Origin of the sequence: Streptomyces africanus (assembly GCF_002150735.1) — a bacterium.
In the GTDB taxonomy this organism is placed as follows: domain Bacteria; phylum Actinomycetota; class Actinomycetes; order Streptomycetales; family Streptomycetaceae; genus Streptomyces; species Streptomyces africanus.
Map to the genome: position 1 here is coordinate 1 of NZ_MUKA01000194.1, position 16,873 is coordinate 16,873.

Here is a 16,873-nt window from a genome sequence, read left to right on the forward strand (position 1 = left end):
AAGCGCACCCTCCTCCTGGCCGCCACCCTCACCACCGGCCTGTTCACCGTCACCCCGGCCACTGCCGCGCCCTCCGGCCTCGCCGGGGACTTCAACGGCGACGGGTACCGGGACGTCGCGGCCGGCGCCCCCTGCACCACCGTCGGCTCGGCGTCCTGCGCCGGTGCGGTCGTCGTGCTGTACGGCTCGGCGTCCGGTGTCTCGGCCACTCGTAAGGCCGTCATCACCCAGAACTCCACCGGCGTGCCCGGCACCGCCGAGTCCGGCGACCTGTTCGGCTCCGCCCTGGCCACCGGCGACCTGGACCGGGACGGCTACTCCGACCTCGTCGTCGGCGCCAGCAACGAGAGCATCGGCGACCGGGACGGCGTCGGCTCCGGCACGGTCCTGTGGGGCGGCAAGTCTGGCCTGACCAGCGGCAAGGGCCTGCCGCAACCGTCGACGCTCTCCGAGTACGGCAACTTCTCCCGGGGCATCGCCACCGGCGACTTCGACGGCGACGGCGACACGGACGTCACCCTCACCGGCCAGAGCCACACCCGCATCTACAACGGCCCCTTCACCCGCACCGGCGGCCCGCTGAACAACCTCCGCGTCGGCGAGGTCGGCACCACCTTCGAGGTGATCGCGGGCGACCTCACCGGCGACGGCGCGGCCGAACGCGTGTACCCGTTCAACGTGGACGGCGACACCGGCGGCGAGATCGACTGGTTCCGCTGGACCGGCACGACGTACAAGATGGCCGAGCTGCCCGACGCCGACGGCTACCCGGGCTTGATCGGCGACATCAACCGCGACGGCTACGGCGACCTCGTCCTCGGCGACTACACGGACCCGTACGACCTCAAGCCCGGCGGCCACAAGGGCGGTCAGATCACCGTCTGGTACGGCGGCCCGAACGGCCCCGACCCGGCGCAGCAGCCGACCGTCGTCCACCAGGACACCGCGGGCGTGCCCGGCGCGGGTGAGGCCGACGACGGTTTCGGCACGGCGGTGAGCACCGGCGACATCAACGGCGACGGGTACGCCGACGTCGTGGTCTCGGCCCCGGGCGAGGACGTCGGCTCGGCGAAGGACGCGGGCTCGGTGACCGTGCTGTTCGGCTCCGCCTCCGGCCTGAAGACCGGCAGCGGCGTGAAGTCGTACACCCAGGACACCACGGGTGTGCCCGGGTCCGCCGAGTCCTGGGACCGCTTCGGTTCGGCGGTCGGCCTGACCGACGTGACCAGGGACGGCAAGGCGGACCTGGTGATCGGCGTCGACGGCGAGAACTCCACGGGCGGCCTGTGGACCCTGCGCGGCTCCGCCTCCGGCCTGACCACGAGCGGCGCGCAGGGCATCACCACCACCGCCCTCTCCCTCAAGTCCGGCGCCAACCTCGGTTCGGTCGTGGCCCAGTGACACCCCGTCGACCCCTCTGTGAGGCACGTACCGCCATGCGCACCCGTATCACCGCCGCCGTCCTCGCGGCGGCCCTGACCCCGCTCGCCCTCACCCTGTCCGCCCCCGCCGCGCACGCCGCGACGCCCGCCGCCCCCTACGACTTCAACGGCGACGGCCGCACCGACCTCGCGATCGGTGCCCCGGGCGCCACCGTCGCCGGACAGGCGAAGGCGGGTGCCGTGTCGGTGGTCTACGGCAGCACCAGCGGGCCGAAGAGCTCCACGCGCACGCTCCTGACCCAGAACACGGCCGGCCTGCCCGGTACCGCCGAGGCCGACGACGCCTTCGGCTCCGCGCTCGCCTCCGCCGACCTGGACACCGACGGCTACGCCGACCTGCTGATCGGCACGCCCGGCGAGGACGGCAGCGACAGCAACGACGGCACGGTCACCATCGTCTGGGGCGGGAAGTCCGGCCTGTCCGGCGCCCGTTCGCTGTTCAGCTTCTTCAGCACCGACTACGACCGGTACGGCCAGGCCCTGACCGCGGGCGACTTCGACGGCGACGGGGACGCGGACGTCGCGGTCGGCTCCACCGGCCCGATCACCCTCTCCCTCGTGGACGGCCCGATCACCAGGACGAGCGCCTCCAACGGCGGTTCGGGCTCGCGCAACGACGGGTGGTCCTCCTCGACCGGCGTCACCCACCTCTCCTCCGGCGACGTCACCGGCGACGGCCGGCCCCGGGTGGTCCTGCACGGCCGTGCCGTGAGCACCGGCGCCGCGACCACCGCCCTCGCCGACCTGAAGATCGGCAACTACGTCGACTGGCTGGAGAAACTGCCCGCCGGGTTCGTCTCCGCCGTCGGGGACATCGACGGCGACGGCCACGACGACATCGTCGTGGGCAACGACCGGGAGCCGTCCGCCGACCCGGAGGGCGCCCTCGGCGGCCGGGTCACCGTCGTCTACGGCGGACCCGACGGCCGCGACACGAACCGCGCCCCGCTCGTCCTCACCCAGGACACCGCCGGGGTGCCCGGCGCCGCCGAGAAGGGCGACCGCTTCGGCAGCGACGTCTCCCTCGGCGACATCAACGGCGACGGCTACGCCGACCTGGCCGTCGGCACCGCGGGCGAGAACTCCGCCGCCGGTGCCGTCACCGTGCTGTACGGCTCGGCGTCCGGCCTCACCACCAAGGGCGCCACGTCGTACACCCAGAACACCGCGGGCGTGCCCGGCGGCTCGGAGAAGGGCGACCGGTTCGGCGAGCGGGTCACGCTCACCGACCACACCGGCGACCACCGCGCCGACCTGTCCGTCTCCGCGCCGGGCGAGAACGCCGGCGACGGCGCGGTCTGGTCCCTGCGCGCCACCGCCACCGGCCCGACGACCACCGGCTCCGTCAGCTTCGGCCCGGGCACGACCGGCGTCTCCACGGCCGGCACGCCCGGCTACGGCACCGCTCTCAACTCCTGATCACGACAGCAGGGACTCCACAGATGCGCAAGCGCACCCTCCTCCTGGCCACGGCCCTCACCACCGGCCTGCTCACGGCCCTGCCCGCGACGGCCGCCACCGCCGCTCCCGCCACCGGCCCCAAGGCCGACTTCAACGGCGACGGCTACGGCGACGTCGCCTTCGCCGCCCCGTACGCCAAGGTCGACGGCCTGGGCATGGCCGGCTACGTCGCCGTCGTCTACGGCGGCACCACCGGCCTCGACCCGGCCAAGCGGACCGTGGTCAGCCAGAACACCGCCGGCGTGCCCGGCGCCGCCGAGGCCGAGGACACCTTCGGCGACGCGCTCGCCGTGGCGGACCTCAACGGTGACGGCTACACCGACCTCGCGGTCGGCTCCTCCGGCGAGGACGTCGGCACCGACACCGACGGCGGCTCCGTCACCGTGCTGTGGGGCTCGGCGAGCGGCCTGAAGAACGGCACCACGGTCAAGGACCCGGCGGTCTCCGGGCACGACAACTGGGGCCGGCTGCTGACCGCGGGCGACTTCGACGGCGACGGCAAAGCGGACCTGGCCGTCGGCACCGGCTCGTCCCACGCCTACGTCGTCCGCGGCCCCTTCACCACCACTGGCACCACCGGCACCGCGAAGCGCGTCAACACGCCCGAGACGGCGTACAGCGTCGACGCCATGGACGCGGGCGACACCAACGCCGACGGCCGATCGGACCTGGTCCTCACCTACCGCGTCCGCCTCGACTCGGACGAGTCGGGCAGCTGGTCCAAGGGCGTCGCCTACCTCGGCTCCCCCACCGGCCCGGACACCTCGGTCCCCCGCCCCCTGAACGGCGGCACCTCCCTCGCCCTCGGCGACATCGACGGCGACGGCTACGACGAGATCGCCCTCGGCAACGTCTTCACCAAGGAGGACGACCACAGCGGCAGCCTCGGCGGCCGGGTCGTCGTCATCCGCGGCTCCGAGGGCGGCCCGGTCAACGGCGACGCCCCCATGGCCGAGCTGACCCAGGCCTCCACCGGCGTCCCCGGCGTCGACGAGGCGAACGACGGCTTCGGCAGCTCGGTCTCCATCGGCGACGCCAACGGCGACGGCTACGGCGACCTCGCCATCGGCGTCGTCTTCGAGGACGTCGGCACCCTCGAGGACGCCGGCTCCACGGTCCTGATGAACGGCTCCGCCTCCGGCGTCTCGCGCACCGGCGCCCGCACCCTCACCCAGGCCACCGCCGGTGTCCCGGGCACCGCCGAGGCCATGGACTACTTCGGCTCGGACGTCCTGCTGGCCGACGTCACCAAGGACGGCCGCGCCGACTTCACGATCACCGCCGGCTTCGAGGACGAGGGCATCGGCGGGATCACGGCGCTGCGCGGCTCGGCCACCGGCCCCGTCACCGACGGCGCCCGCGCCTTCGGCCCGGGCAGCCTCGGCCAGACCCGCTCCTACGGCGCCTTCGGCACCGGCCTCATCGGCTGACGGACCAGGAAGACACCATGCGCAGATCCACCACGACCGCCCTGGTCGCCGCCCTGCTGGCGACCGGTGTCACCCCCGTGTTCCTCACCGGCCCGGCCTCCGCGGCGGTGGCCAAGCACTACGACGACTTCAACGGCGACGGCCGCCGCGACCTCGCCTACGGCGGCTACGACGACGTCGACCGCGAGGGCGGCACGATCACCGTCGTGTACGGCACGACCACCGGTCTCGACACCGCCCACCCGAAGTACCTCCACCAGGACAGCGCCGGCGTCCCCGGGGCCGGGGAGGAGGACGACCAGTTCGGCGCGTCCCTCGCGAGCGCGGACCTCGACAAGGACGGCTACGCGGACCTCGTCGTCGGCAACCCCACCGAGCACGTGGGCAGCGACGACTACCGCGGCACCGTCACCGTCCTGTGGGGCTCGAAGTCCGGCCTGTCCGGCGGCACCAACCTCACCCCGGCCGGCGGCGCGGGCGGCCACTTCGGCCGTGACCTGGCGACCGGCGACTTCACCGGCGACGGCTCCCCCGACCTGGCCGTGATCGGCGGTGAGGAGGCCTGGCTGTACCGCGGCCCCTTCACCAAGTCGGGCACGACCGGCAAGGTCAGCAAGATCGACAAGGCCTCCGGCGGCTGGTACTCCTCCGCCCTCGCGGCCGGAAAGGTCGACGGCGACGGCAGGACGGACCTGGTGGTGATCGGCACGGAGATCACCGGCAGCGACATCCGCGAGCGCGCCTGGTTCCTCAAGGGCACCTCCTCCGGCCTGGCCCCGGGCGCGTCCAGGACCCTCAGCGACCGGCAGCAGGGCCTGTACCCGAGCCCGGTCATCGGCGACTTCGACAAGAACGGCTACGGCGACATCGCCCTCGGCCTGCCCGACAGGGACAACGGCAAGGGCGCGGTCACGATCTGGCGCGGCACGTCGACGGGCCCGGGCACGGCGACCACGTTCACCCAGGCCACCTCGGGCGTCTCCGGCACCCCGGAGGCCGGCGACGACTTCGGCTACGCGATCTCGGCCGCCGACACCAACGGCGACGGCTACGCGGACCTCGCGGTCGGCGTGCCGCACGAGGACGTCGACGGCCTTGAGGACCAGGGCGGGGTCCACGTCTTCCGCGGCGGCTCCGGCGGCCTCAGCAGCACCCGCTCCTCCTGGATCGCCCAGACGGTCCTGGGCCCGGCCGACTCCGACGCCGCCTTCGGCTACACCCTCCGCCTGCGCGACCTGACCGCCGACGGCCGCGCCGACCTGGCCGTGGGCGCGGCGGGCGGCGCGCTGCTGATGCCGGGCACGGGCACGGCCCCGACGAAGACCGGCGCGATCGCCCTGCCGGACCTGGGCGGGGCGCTGCCCGACTGACCCGCCCGGGCCGGCCCGGGGCACCGGCAGGCCCGTACGGCCGAACCCCTACAACCCCCGGACACCCCAAGCCTCTTACCCCCTAAGGGATGTCACAGCTCGGCCGCAAAGCCGGGTCCGGAAGCCCGGGCCCGGCACGCCACCGCCCGCGACCGGGTACGTTCGATGACGTGGCTGGATTCAGGATCGGACGCGGCCGGAACAACGGCGCTCCTCAGACGCGACCGCACAACCCTCCGAACGGGCAGCAGACGCCGCAGGGACCGTCGTACGGCTACCCGCCGGCGCCGCAGCCGTACCCGCAGCAGCAGCCGCCCTACGGCAACGGCGGCGGCCCCACCTGGCCGCAGCCGAACGCCGGGCGGCCGGGCGGCGGCTACGGCGGCCAGGGAGGCCAGGGCGAGCCGGAGTACTTCGGCGACGGCGCGTACCCGCCCGGCCCGCAGGGACCGCACGACCCGTACGCGGCGAACAACCCGGGCCACACCCAGGCCTTCTCGGTCGGCGAGGACCCCTACAGCGAGGGCGACACCTACCGCGCCGGCTCGGCCGCCCCGCCGCCCGGCCCGGTCGGCCCGCGCCTGCACTGGAAGGCCCTGCTGAGGGGCATCGTGCTCGCCCCCAACCAGACGTTCCTCCAGATGCGGGACTACACGATGTGGGGCCCGGCCCTCATCGTCACGTTCCTCTACGGCCTGCTCGCCGTCTTCGGCTTCGACGGCGCCCGCAAGGATGCGATAAACGCCACACTCTCGAACGCCGTCCCCATCGTCCTGACGACGGCGGTCGCGATGGTGATCAGCGCGTTCATCCTGGGCGTGGTCACCCACACGCTGGCCCGCCAGCTCGGCGGCGACGGCGCCTGGCAGCCCACGGTCGGCCTGTCCATGCTGATCATGTCCCTCACGGACGCACCCCGCCTGGTCTTCGCCATGTTCGCCGGCGGCGACGCGACGTTCGTGCAGCTGCTGGGCTGGGCCACCTGGATCGCGGGCGGCGCGCTGCTGACCCTCATGGTCGGCCGCTCCCACGACCTGCCCTGGCCGAAGGCGCTGGGCGCGTCGGCGATCCAGCTGATCGCACTGCTGTCGATCGTGAAGCTGGGCACGGTCTGAGGCCTGCGGCACGTGTGAAAAAGGGGCTCCCCGGAAGGGGAGCCCCTTTTCTCGCTGTCGGTGTCAGGCGTCGAGCACCTGACCGGCCCGCCGCACCACGGGCGGCTCCACGGACCACGGGAAGTTGATCCATTCATCGGTCCGCTTCCACACGTACTCGCACTTCACCAGCGACTGCGACTTCTCGTAGACGACGGCGCTGCGCACCTCGGCGACGGTGTCGAGGCAGAAGTCGCGGACCAGCTTGAGCGTCTTGCCGGTGTCGGCGACGTCGTCGGTGATCAGCACCTTCTTCTCGGAGAAGTCGATCACGTTCGGGACGGGGGCGAGCATGACGGGCATCTCGAGCGTCGTCCCCACACCCGTGTAGAACTCGACGTTCACGAGATGGATGTTCTTGCAGTCGAGGGCATAGGCGAGCCCGCCGGCCACGAAGACACCGCCGCGGGCGATGCTGAGCACTATGTCGGGCTCGTATCCGTCGTCGGCGATGGTCTGCGCGAGCTCGCGCACGGCGACGCCGAACTGCTCGTAGGAAAGGTTCTCCCGGACACCACTCACGCTCGTGTCGCTCATACTCGGGTCACTCACACCTGGGTCCGATGGAAGTTGAGGAAGGACCGGGAGGCGGTCGGCCCCCGCTGCCCCTGGTACCGGGACCCGTACCGCTCGCTCCCGTACGGGAAGTCGGCGGGCGAGCTGAGCCGGAACATGCACAGCTGCCCGATCTTCATCCCCGGCCAGAGCTTGATGGGCAGGGTGGCGAGGTTGGACAGCTCCAGGGTGACGTGCCCGCTGAACCCGGGGTCGATGAAGCCGGCCGTCGAATGCGTGACCAGTCCGAGCCGCCCCAGCGAGCTCTTCCCCTCCAGCCGGGAGGCGAGATCGTCGGGCAGCGAGATGACCTCGTACGTACTGGCGAGGACGAACTCCCCCGGATGCAGGATGAACGGCTCGTCCCCCTCCGGCTCGACGAGCCGGGTCAGATCGGCCTGCTCGATCGAGGGGTCGATGTGGGGGTACCGGTGGTTCTCGAACACCCGGAAGTAGCGGTCCAGCCGCACGTCGATGCTCGACGGCTGCACCATGGCGTCGTCATAGGGATCGATCCGCACGCGCCCGGCATCGATCTCGGCCCGGATGTCCTTGTCTGAGAGAAGCACGCCCCGAGGATACGCAAGGCGCGCGGAGCGACCACAACCGGACGACTCCGCGCGCCTGCCTGCGTGCTTCTGGCTGCCGCGCCGCTACCGCTTCTCGTAGCTCACGGGCACCACGCTCCTCAGCCGCGCACAGCGCGGACACCGAAGCAGCCGGCCGGGGCCGAGCCGCTCGGCCTGCTGCATCGGGAACGAAGCGGTGCTGAACACGTGCCCATCCGCACAACGGACGACGGTGCGCTCCATCAAGTCCAAGAGTCCCTTCCCCAAGAGCCGCGTCGGGCTGCTGCTTGCCTGACGGCAAAAGCCACGGTACGGGATCAAAGGGATGGCCCTCCAGGCGGCACTCCGGTCCCGCCCGGACCCTCGCCGACGCCCCCACCGTACGCCCCAACTCCGGTCACCCGCAGCCGCATCCCGCCCCTGAAACGCCCTCAGGCTCCGCGGCATGAACACCGGGAGCCTGACATGAGGTAAAGTGGCGACCGTTCGGACACCGACTCCGGTCGGCGTCTTACGCGGGTGTAGTTTAATGGTAGAACATCAGCTTCCCAAGCTGAGAGCGCGAGTTCGATTCTCGTCACCCGCTCCATGAAGGCCCAGGTCAGAGACCTGGGCCGTTTTGCTGTGCGCCGTGAACGGTTGTCGCGTGTCAGACCGTGTGCCGCGTGCCACACCCGTGCCAGACCGCCTGTCGGCGGCCTTCTGGGCAGCCTGCTCCCGGGCCTTCCAGAGCGTGGCATCGAGGCCGCCGGCGATCTTCTCCCGTAGAAGCGGAGCGAATTCTCACCTTCCGGGCCAGGCATCGGCCACCACGAAGGAGACGACGGTTCCGCCGAAATGACTCGGCGCCGCGTGCCACGACTCGGCCAGCGAATCGACCAGGAGCAGTCCACGCCCGTGGGAGTCGTTGGCGTCGGGATGCCTCAGCCGTACGTTCGCCGGAAAGCCCGGGTTGTGCACGTCGACCCGAAGCGAAGTGCTTTCACGGAACCACTCGACCCGGACGAGCCAGGGCTCGTCCGACTGGCCGTATGTGATGGCGTTGGTCACCAGCTCCGAGATCATGAGCGCACAGTCGTCGACGGAGCAGGCCGGGTTGTAAGGGGCGATGAACTTGCGGAACCAGCGCCGAGCCCGCGGTACGGACTCAGCGACAGGATGCAAGGCCATCGCACCGAGACGCGGTGACTCCTCAGACGGGTAGCGGTCAATCATGTAGGCCATCAGGTGCTCACTTCCTGCCGCTACCGTCGCAGTCGAGGCAGCGCCGCTTCGATGTGGCACGGGTGCGGTCGGCGGCGGTGGCAAACTTTCTGGATAGTGGCATTAGCCACTTGGCCGACGCAAGCGATTCGCTGCAACTGGTCCCCTCAGGTGAGGGGGTAGCCCTGCTCGAACGCCCAGCGATGCGGCGGGTAGGTGGCCTCAGCGAACTCCAACGGCCGGTCCTGGAGGTCGAAGACGACGTGGTGCACGATCAGCACGGCGGAGCCGGCGGCAAGTTGAAGGTCCTCGGCCTCTTCGTCCGTGGCCGCACGCGCGCACATGCGATCTTCCGCGTAACTCCCCTGCCGTCCGGTCAGGTTCTCGACGTACAGCAGCGTCCCCTCTTGGATCCGCTCCGGCTCCAGAAGCTTCGGCGCACGTTGACCGACATCCGGAGCGAACCACGAGGTGGAGAGCGTGATCGGCCCGTCCTGGTTGTTGGTAACCCGCCGCCGGTGCACCGCCCGACGATCCTTGACCAGACCCAGCGCCTCAGCCACGTGGTCCGGCGCCTCCAGCCAACCGGCAGAGGTGATCACGGCGTACTCGCCCGGCGTGTAGATCTTCCCGGTCTGCCGAGCACGCCCGTACAACTCGCGAGCCCGCCGATTGACCTCCAGACTCCGCACGTACGTGCCCGATCCCTGACGCTTCTCGACGAGCCCTTGATGGCTCAGCGCCTCCAACGACCGCGCGGCCGTGGGCCGGGACACCTTCCAGTCCGCCGCCAACTGCCGTTCGGACGGCACCTCGTCCCCTGGTCGCAGGTCACCCCGAAGAATCTGATCACGGATGTAGTGCGCGATCTGGAGATACTTCGGCTGAGCCTCCTCGATCTGCGGCATCAGTCCTCCTCACCCAAGGCGGGCCCCAGGCGAGTAGTCGGGCACCCCGCTACCGAGCTGAGGCCTGCTTCTCGATACAAGTGGCTATGGCCTCTAGCCACTATAGGGTGAGTGGTCAACCCCCCACCCCGTAGGCTGAACTGCATGACGCGGTTGATCGTCGCAGCAGGAGGAGGGGGCGACGCAGTCGCCGCCGCAATGATTCACGCCGCCCTCCACGGCGACGAGGACCAGGCGGTGATCCTCACGTACGCGTGGGACCGCCTCCTGATCGACCCGGTACCAGGCCCCCGAGGACCAGAAAACTTCACCGGCCTCCAACCCCTCACTCCAGCGGTCTGGGCAGTGCCGGCCGAGGCCCGGCCGATCGCTCCGGCAGGCTCGACTCTCCCCCGGCTTGCAACAGAGCTCCCGCACACGTTCGCGCTGATCGATCCGCGCCATGGAGTTGAGGGCGTCACCCGCCAACTCGAAGAGCTGGTGGACCACTTGTCACCAGTGTCGATCGACCTGCTGGACGTGGGCGGCGACATCCTCGCCCGCGGCGATGAGCCGACGTTGAAAAGCCCCCTTGCCGACGCCGTCACACTCGCCGCGTGCTGCCAGGTGAACGCTCCCGTCCGCCTCCTGGTGGCGGGGCCTGGCCTCGATGGCGAACTCCCGCTCGACGAACTGCGGGGCATGCTCGGCCCGCTCATCCACACCTTCACCGCGAAGGACGTCGAGCCGATCAGCTCGGTCCTGGAGTGGCACCCCTCCGAGGCAACCGGGATGCTCGCAGCGACAGCCGGAGGCGTACGCGGGACCTGCGAGATGCGAGACGCCGGCCTCCCGGTCCCCCTCACCGAAGAAGGGCCGACGGTCCACGAGGTCGACTTGGACGAGGCACTGACTCGCAACCAGTTGGCCCGCGCCATCCTGACGACCGCCAACCTGGACGAGGTTGAGGCACACAGCCGCGAAATCTGCGGCTACTCGGAGATCGACTACGAGCGCAACAAGGCCGCATGGCTCAAGGACCAGCCACCCGTGCAGCTCGACCCTGAGGCCGTACTGTCCCAGCTCGACCAGTTCGAAGCCGAGGCCTACAGCCGCGGAGTCACCCACACGACGTTCCGCCGCATCACAGAGGCCTTGAACGTCAACGGCTCCTTGCGCGAGGACCTGCGCCAGCTGCTCATCAACAGCCGTCCGCAGCAGTACGACGCTCCCTTGTGGCGCATCGCAGCCACTACTGAGTAACAACCTTCCTTACGGTCCAAGGCCCGCGCCCGGCGCGGGCGCGCGCCGCCTCCGCGGCGCGGCCTGCCTCCTGTCTGCGCCCCGGCTGGCCGCGCCCGGCGGCGCGCTCGGCGGCTGCGGGCATGAAGTGGGGAGACACCCTCTGTGGCTGGGGCGGTCGGCTCCACGGCTTTAGGCAGCCACTTTGGGGCGAGCCTCCAAGATCATGGCCCCAACGTCGTGCTTTAACGGGCAGGTCCACAGACTGCCCGACTCGCCGGAAGCTTACGGGGCCATGATCACTCGCCCCAAAGCAGCTCCAGCCCAAAGCCGTTCCACCGACCTCCGGTTCGTCGAACTTCCGAAGTGAATGACGCTCACAAGCGGCACAGTTGAGGCATGATGATCACACAGCGCCGCGGGGCAGATCTTAGAAGGATTCTTAAGATCTTAAACCCTGCCGAAAACGGAGGATTGAATAGCGCATGGCAGATGGCGAGCCACGGGGTTATGAACAGCTCAAAGCTGGAGTTACCGGAGAGGCCATACTCGATGCCATTAGACGCTCCGGATACCCCCTTCAAGCCCAAATATCAAATATCCTAGAGGTCGCAATTACCGACATGGAAATGAGGACAAGAATCCAAGAAGAGTGGGCCTACCTCGATAAGGACTCCGATACTGTGCGGGCACTCGACATCTTCGCCGAGATATACCTGACAGACGACACGACCACAAAGAGAACTTTCACCCCTCACCTCCATATGCTGATCGAATGCAAACAAAGCGAACTTCCCTATATCTTCTTCCTGAGGAACTCACCCCCAGGGCTTTCTGCAGAGTTCCCCGAAATTGCCGGAATCAAGCGCGACCTCAAGATGTTTAGAAAGATCGACGCTATCGACCCTTTAGGTGAGCACTCAGTCGCCCTGAGCGTTTACGACGCTTTGGCATTCTATGATTTTCCGACATTCGAGAAGCCGCCATTTTATGCCATTTCACTGGCTAAAGCAGCGCGGCGAGGGGGCTCTAAATTGGAACTGACTGGAGAGGATGCGTACCGCTCATTGACCCTGCCACTCCTGAAGGCCGCTGACCACTTGAAGTCAATCCTGAGGGGCGCCGGAAAGCCATCCACACCTCCCCGCTGCAGCCTTGTCGCTCCAGTCGCAGTGGTGGATGCGCCGATGATCGGGGTCCTTTACCACGAAGGGAGGAACCTCATGATTTCATTGCCATGGGTCAGGATGAGTTACCTAGAGCCAGGCAATGAGCGGGACGGGTGGGGCGGTCGGACAGATAGCGACGTTCGGCACTACGACGTGATACACAAAGATTTTTTGAAACAGTACACAAGAGCCCTAGTTCGAGACTCTAAGGCCGCAGCACTCAGAATCGAGGAAAATAGCACTGTCGTGATGACAGGTGTCGGAATTCTCCCCGGCAGGGAAGATGACGAGTATGCAATTCTAGAAGAGCTCGAAGGCGATCGTCTCAAATATGCTGAGCGGCAGCCGATTGGCAGAGTAATGAAGGAATCTGGTCACGCAGGCATTACATTCAATGATGGCATTTCCCTGCCGGATGAGGCTGTCATATTGAATATGCGCATAGGAGATGAGCTATAAATTGAATCTCTCAATGCGGTCGCCAAGTGGCGTGATCATGCAGTGCAGGCGCATACCGCTCTAGCAGATCAGGAACGACCCAACTTCGTATGCGGTGCTTACAGACGAGCGCCCTCCCGGGCCGTCCTGGGGCCGTAGAAGGGCGCTCAACGATGACCAACGCCGACAACTGCCGACAGCTCAGCCGCAGGTCAGGAAATTGATCGATTAGGCGGCCGGAGGTCACGGCCGCCGATGATCAGTTGTGGCTGTACAGGTGCTAGTGCACAAGTCCGATGTACGAACGACGGTAGGGTCAGTCGAACCACGTCGACAGTAGGCCCGCGACCGTCGCGCATATCAGGCCGATGGATGCAAGCACAGCGGGAGTTGTGACCTCGGGCGCTTGCTCAAGGCTTACAAGCTCGACGCGCTCACGGATGTGTAGGACGTCTCCCCATGTGCTCTCACTGGGTACCTCTTGTTCCAGCCTGCTGCTGCGTTCTTCCTCGGAGAGTCCAGGGTCGGTCATGATCTCTTGGTATCTGCGGAGCTTGCGCCTGAGGTGACTTCGTCGGCCGTCAACTCGCCGCCATAGCAGCCAGACGCCAAGCGCCGGCAGTACGCCGCTCGCTAGAGTCAGGATGGTGATCGCCAGTTTCACTCCTGCCACTATGCGGTGCGCATCGAGGAACAGGGAAGCCCGCGGGAACCTGTGCGTGGGCATGGCACCGACTTGAGTGTCTAACTGAGTGACAACACCGACGAACTGCAGCGGACAAGCGCGCACTTGCGCGGACGGTCGCAGCAGGTGAGAGGCGCAGCGCCCCCAGGTCAGCGCCCACCCAAGTTACTTCGGGACGAAGAGGTCGTGCGTTCACATCCCGCTACCTCGATCAGCCCCCTGCGCCCGGGCTTTGAGACAGACCGGCCCCACCGCTGCTTTCGTGGTCAGGCGGTTGACTTCCTGCGGATCACAACGCGACGCCTTCCCGACTCTACTGCGGCAGGTGCGAGGCGGTTCACGAGTTGCTCCACCATCTTGAAGTCGGCGTCATCGAGGGCGTCGACCTGAGGCGTGAGTCGTTTTACGCGACTGGACACCTTCTCTGGAGCGACACCAAGCCACTCCTCGGCGATCATCGCCCGCACCTGCTCGCGAGTCGTGCCGAACAGTTTGGCGATACCGGCGATCTCCTCGTCGTACACGGGAGGTTGAACGCTCTCATCGAAGCGGGTAATGCGGCTCCACCATGAAGCCTTGCGCACATGATCGCAGCCCGCCTCCATCTCGGCGAGTGTCATGTAGGAGGCCAGGGCACGCGCCCTGTCAGTGAAGGCGTAAGGGTTGGTCACGCCGAGGAGCATACTTCAGAAGACACGATCCATGTCTGCAGAAATATAAAGCCACCCAATCGAGGCCAACCCATGGTGCCCACGGGGCCAACTGCCCCTCCGCCTCCAGCGTCGCACCACAGGCGCACCAGATCGAGCGGGGAACAGCGGGGAATCACGGTGAAAGCGGGCCCGCCCGGCGAGGCGCAAGTCCAGCCATTGACCCAGGTCAGCCCCCGAACCGGCCCCAAATGCTCGCAGCTTCCCAAGCTGAGAGCGCGAGTTCGATTCTCGTCACCCGCTCCATGATGAAGCCCCAGGTCAGCGCCTGGGGCTTGCTTGTTGTCCAGGGCTTTTGACGTCTGTCGCGCCCCCGGACACGGCTCGAGACAGGGCACGCAGAGGGCACGGGATCTCCCTCGGCGCAAGGGACGTCCGACCGAGCCCGGCTCAACACCGTGCTCGTCCGAGAACCCGCTCTGCCCACCGGCCTTCGCAGCCCCCTGCCCAGAGCATGCCCGTAAGAACGGCAAGGGCCATCTGCAGCGGACGTCCCGCTGTCGGTCGTCGTCGGAGTGCGGGGGGAATGCCGCCGCTCCGCGGCGGTCGACCCTGTCGGGAGGCGGGGCAAGGTGTGTTGCCCCCCAGCGTGCCCTTCCGTCCCTGGGGCCGGCGGCTCCGGCCGCCTAACGTGGGTCCATGCGTACCCATGAAGGCCCCGGGCAGGCACACGCCACGCCGCACGTGACGTCTGCGCGGAACAGCCGTGGCCCTCGCACCCTCGCGACACTGCAGAGCACCGCGGGCAACACGGTGGTCTCTCGGATGATCACGGTGTCCCGGATGATGACCGAGGACCAGTTCAAGCAGAACACGGGGGGCAGCACGCTGCGCGGCCGCTCCGAGATCACCAACGTGGACGCGGCACTCAGGGCGTTCTACGCCCTGCCGGACGGCGGACAGGGCGCCCGGCTGCTCGCCCTCAAGGACATCGTCAGGGCGTGCAGCGACTACGTCGCTCACAAGGGCGCCGGAGGGTCGCGGGTCCGGGGCACCCAGCGGCTCGGCGAGCAGGCCGTGGCGGCGCAGGGGCAGCTGGACCCCGAGGCGGTCTTCCGCGACCTGCTGACCGAGATCGACCGGGTGATGGGCGAGGGGAAGAACCCGGACATCGACCGTCGCGCTCCGGCCAGTGAGGCCCAGAAGGCGGCCCAGGCCATCCCCGCGGACAAGTTCCACGCGATGATGGTCGACTTCGTCCAGAAGCTGGGGGCGCTCCGCGAGGACGGGACACTGCCCGAGGAGACGCACGCCGTCATCGGGGAACTGATGGCCGTGGTGCCGCTGGTGACCGTCATGCAGTACCCGCGGGGTGGCAGGGGAGGCGTGAAGCTCGACCCGGCCGCCGCCGGTGACGACCCGACGTTCACGTTCAACGTCGACACCCAGGCCAGGGGCGGCACGTCCTTCCTGCTGGGGCACATCGCCCATGAGCTGACCCATGTCGCGGCTCATCAGGCGTTCGGCAGCAGCCCGGTGATGGAGCTGGTGCAGTCCGGGGCGACCGATGCGGAGGTCGCGGCGCTGGCGGCGGAGCGCAGGCAGGCGCTCGCCGATCTGCAAGGGGCGCTGGCCACGGACACCGAGTTCGACGAGTTCCAGCGGGGAATGCTGGAGGAGAAGCTGGGCTACGGTGCTCAGCCGTACAAGCTGGAGCAGTACGCGACCGCCTTCGAGAAGGCGGGCAAGATCACCGCCGAGCAGAAGGAGCGGCTGGTCGGCTGGGGCACGGCGGCCGGCGAGGCGTCCGGCACCCTGGTCGAGTACGACACCGTGCTCAACCAGATGCTGATCTACCTGCACATGTGGCAGACCAGCCAGGACAACCCCTTCTACGTGCGGCTGCGGGCGGCGGCCCGGGCGGCGTACGACCGCCGCAGCAGCGCTCGCCGGTCCGCGGGCCCGTCGACGGATCAGCCGTCGTAGGACCCGGTCGCGGGCCGGCGTCGGGTCAGCCGCGCTGGAAGAACTCCACCTCTGCCAGGGCCAGTTGACGGCCCCGTGTCAGCCCCGCGGGTGAGCGCAGGACCAGGCGTACCGTCTTCACGCCGCTGATGCCGGTGGTGATCGTCTGTGGTCCCGGTTTGTCGCTGAGGGTGAGCTGCTTGTGCTGCTGCTCGCCGTTCTGCGTCGTCACCTCCAGGTCCATCTGAAGTGCGCGTGCCTGGCTGTGGTACTCCTCCGGGTTCTTGGACGGGCCGTTGGTGATGATCAGGTCGACCATGCGGAACGGTTTGCCGAAGGTGTACGTCACCGAGGCGCCCGGCGCGGGTGCGCCCCAGTAGCTGTTGCTGATGCCGTCGGTGGAGTTCTTCGCCGGGTGCCGGGGGGACTCGGCGCTCGCCTTGATGTCCACCGGCGTGACGGGCGTGGCCTTGCCGAGTTTGTCCCGGGTGTCCTCGAACAGGGCGCGTCCGGCGGGGATCAGCAGGAAAGCGCCGGCGCACAGCGCCATCAGCACGGCCAGGGTCACCAGGAGCCGTACCGCCCTGCCCGAACCCGCCCGCACCCGACGGCGGAACGGCCACACGGTCCGCCACCAGGGCAGCGGTTCGGGC

The 16,873-nt window shown here is 68.6% G+C and carries 15 protein-coding genes and 1 tRNA gene; 9 read left to right on the forward strand and 7 right to left on the reverse strand.

All coding sequences use genetic code 11. The features are described 5' to 3' along the window. From CCL05_RS22975 to CCL05_RS22995, 5 genes are all read left to right on the forward strand, one after another. A partial coding sequence (locus tag CCL05_RS22975) for an FG-GAP-like repeat-containing protein (protein ID WP_107400505.1) occupies positions 1-1,401 on the forward strand: 1,401 nt, incomplete at its 5' end. 35 nt (positions 1,402-1,436) lie between these two features. After that, positions 1,437-2,861 (forward strand): FG-GAP-like repeat-containing protein, encoded by a 1,425-nt coding sequence (locus CCL05_RS22980; RefSeq protein WP_086562372.1) that lies wholly within the window; start codon positions 1,437-1,439, stop codon positions 2,859-2,861. Between the two features lie 23 nt (positions 2,862-2,884). Further along, the gene (locus tag CCL05_RS22985; protein ID WP_086562373.1) at positions 2,885-4,333 is read left to right on the forward strand and encodes an FG-GAP repeat domain-containing protein; all 1,449 of its coding nucleotides are present in this window, start codon (positions 2,885-2,887) and stop codon (positions 4,331-4,333) included. A 17-nt stretch (positions 4,334-4,350) separates the two neighbouring features. Beyond that, positions 4,351-5,703: an FG-GAP and VCBS repeat-containing protein gene (locus tag CCL05_RS22990; protein WP_086562374.1), complete on the forward strand. Its 1,353-nt coding sequence runs from the start codon at positions 4,351-4,353 to the stop codon at positions 5,701-5,703. 89 nt (positions 5,704-5,792) lie between these two features. After that, positions 5,793-6,818, forward strand: coding sequence for a Yip1 family protein (locus tag CCL05_RS22995; RefSeq protein ID WP_086562375.1), 1,026 nt, complete (start codon positions 5,793-5,795; stop codon positions 6,816-6,818). 63 nt (positions 6,819-6,881) lie between these two features. On the opposite strand, the gene CCL05_RS23000 is transcribed toward CCL05_RS22995, so the two are convergent. Next, the gene (locus CCL05_RS23000) at positions 6,882-7,394 is read right to left on the reverse strand and encodes a phosphoribosyltransferase (protein WP_244204369.1); all 513 of its coding nucleotides are present in this window, start codon (positions 7,392-7,394) and stop codon (positions 6,882-6,884) included. A gap of 11 nt (positions 7,395-7,405) precedes the next feature. Continuing rightward, the gene (dcd, locus tag CCL05_RS23005) at positions 7,406-7,981 is read right to left on the reverse strand and encodes a dCTP deaminase (protein WP_010032156.1); all 576 of its coding nucleotides are present in this window, start codon (positions 7,979-7,981) and stop codon (positions 7,406-7,408) included. 515 nt (positions 7,982-8,496) lie between these two features. Between dcd and CCL05_RS23010 the strand changes: the two genes are divergently transcribed. Beyond that, positions 8,497-8,570, forward strand: a tRNA-Gly gene (locus CCL05_RS23010). Between the two features lie 194 nt (positions 8,571-8,764). On the opposite strand, the gene CCL05_RS23015 is transcribed toward CCL05_RS23010, so the two are convergent. Together CCL05_RS23015 and CCL05_RS23020 are read right to left on the reverse strand one after the other, a co-directional pair. Beyond that, positions 8,765-9,205: an ATP-binding protein gene (locus CCL05_RS23015; protein WP_086562376.1), complete on the reverse strand. Its 441-nt coding sequence runs from the start codon at positions 9,203-9,205 to the stop codon at positions 8,765-8,767. Between the two features lie 146 nt (positions 9,206-9,351). Next, positions 9,352-10,092 (reverse strand): GntR family transcriptional regulator, encoded by a 741-nt coding sequence (locus CCL05_RS23020; protein ID WP_086562377.1) that lies wholly within the window; start codon positions 10,090-10,092, stop codon positions 9,352-9,354. A gap of 144 nt (positions 10,093-10,236) precedes the next feature. Here CCL05_RS23020 and CCL05_RS23025 point away from each other — a divergent pair, with 144 nt between their 5' ends. Continuing rightward, a complete protein-coding gene (locus tag CCL05_RS23025; RefSeq protein ID WP_086562378.1) occupies positions 10,237-11,334 on the forward strand; it encodes a DUF1152 domain-containing protein in 1,098 nt (365 codons plus the stop codon). Between the two features lie 464 nt (positions 11,335-11,798). Beyond that, positions 11,799-12,941, forward strand: coding sequence for a hypothetical protein (locus CCL05_RS44545; protein WP_143589934.1), 1,143 nt, complete (start codon positions 11,799-11,801; stop codon positions 12,939-12,941). A gap of 295 nt (positions 12,942-13,236) precedes the next feature. Here the strand turns inward: CCL05_RS44545 and CCL05_RS44550 are convergent, their stop codons facing one another. Together CCL05_RS44550 and CCL05_RS23030 are read right to left on the reverse strand one after the other, a co-directional pair. After that, complete coding sequence (locus CCL05_RS44550; RefSeq protein WP_143589935.1) at positions 13,237-13,647, reverse strand: hypothetical protein; 411 nt, start codon at positions 13,645-13,647, stop codon at positions 13,237-13,239. A gap of 224 nt (positions 13,648-13,871) precedes the next feature. Further along, entirely contained in the window at positions 13,872-14,276 is a 405-nt protein-coding gene (locus CCL05_RS23030; protein WP_143589936.1) for a hypothetical protein, read from the reverse strand. A 678-nt stretch (positions 14,277-14,954) separates the two neighbouring features. On the opposite strand from CCL05_RS23030, the gene CCL05_RS23035 reads away from it, so the two are divergent. Beyond that, positions 14,955-16,241, forward strand: coding sequence for a hypothetical protein (locus CCL05_RS23035; protein WP_086562380.1), 1,287 nt, complete (start codon positions 14,955-14,957; stop codon positions 16,239-16,241). A 25-nt stretch (positions 16,242-16,266) separates the two neighbouring features. On the opposite strand, the gene CCL05_RS44880 is transcribed toward CCL05_RS23035, so the two are convergent. Further along, positions 16,267-16,873: NADase-type glycan-binding domain-containing protein (locus CCL05_RS44880; protein ID WP_158102481.1), on the reverse strand; the 607-nt coding region annotated here is incomplete at its 5' end.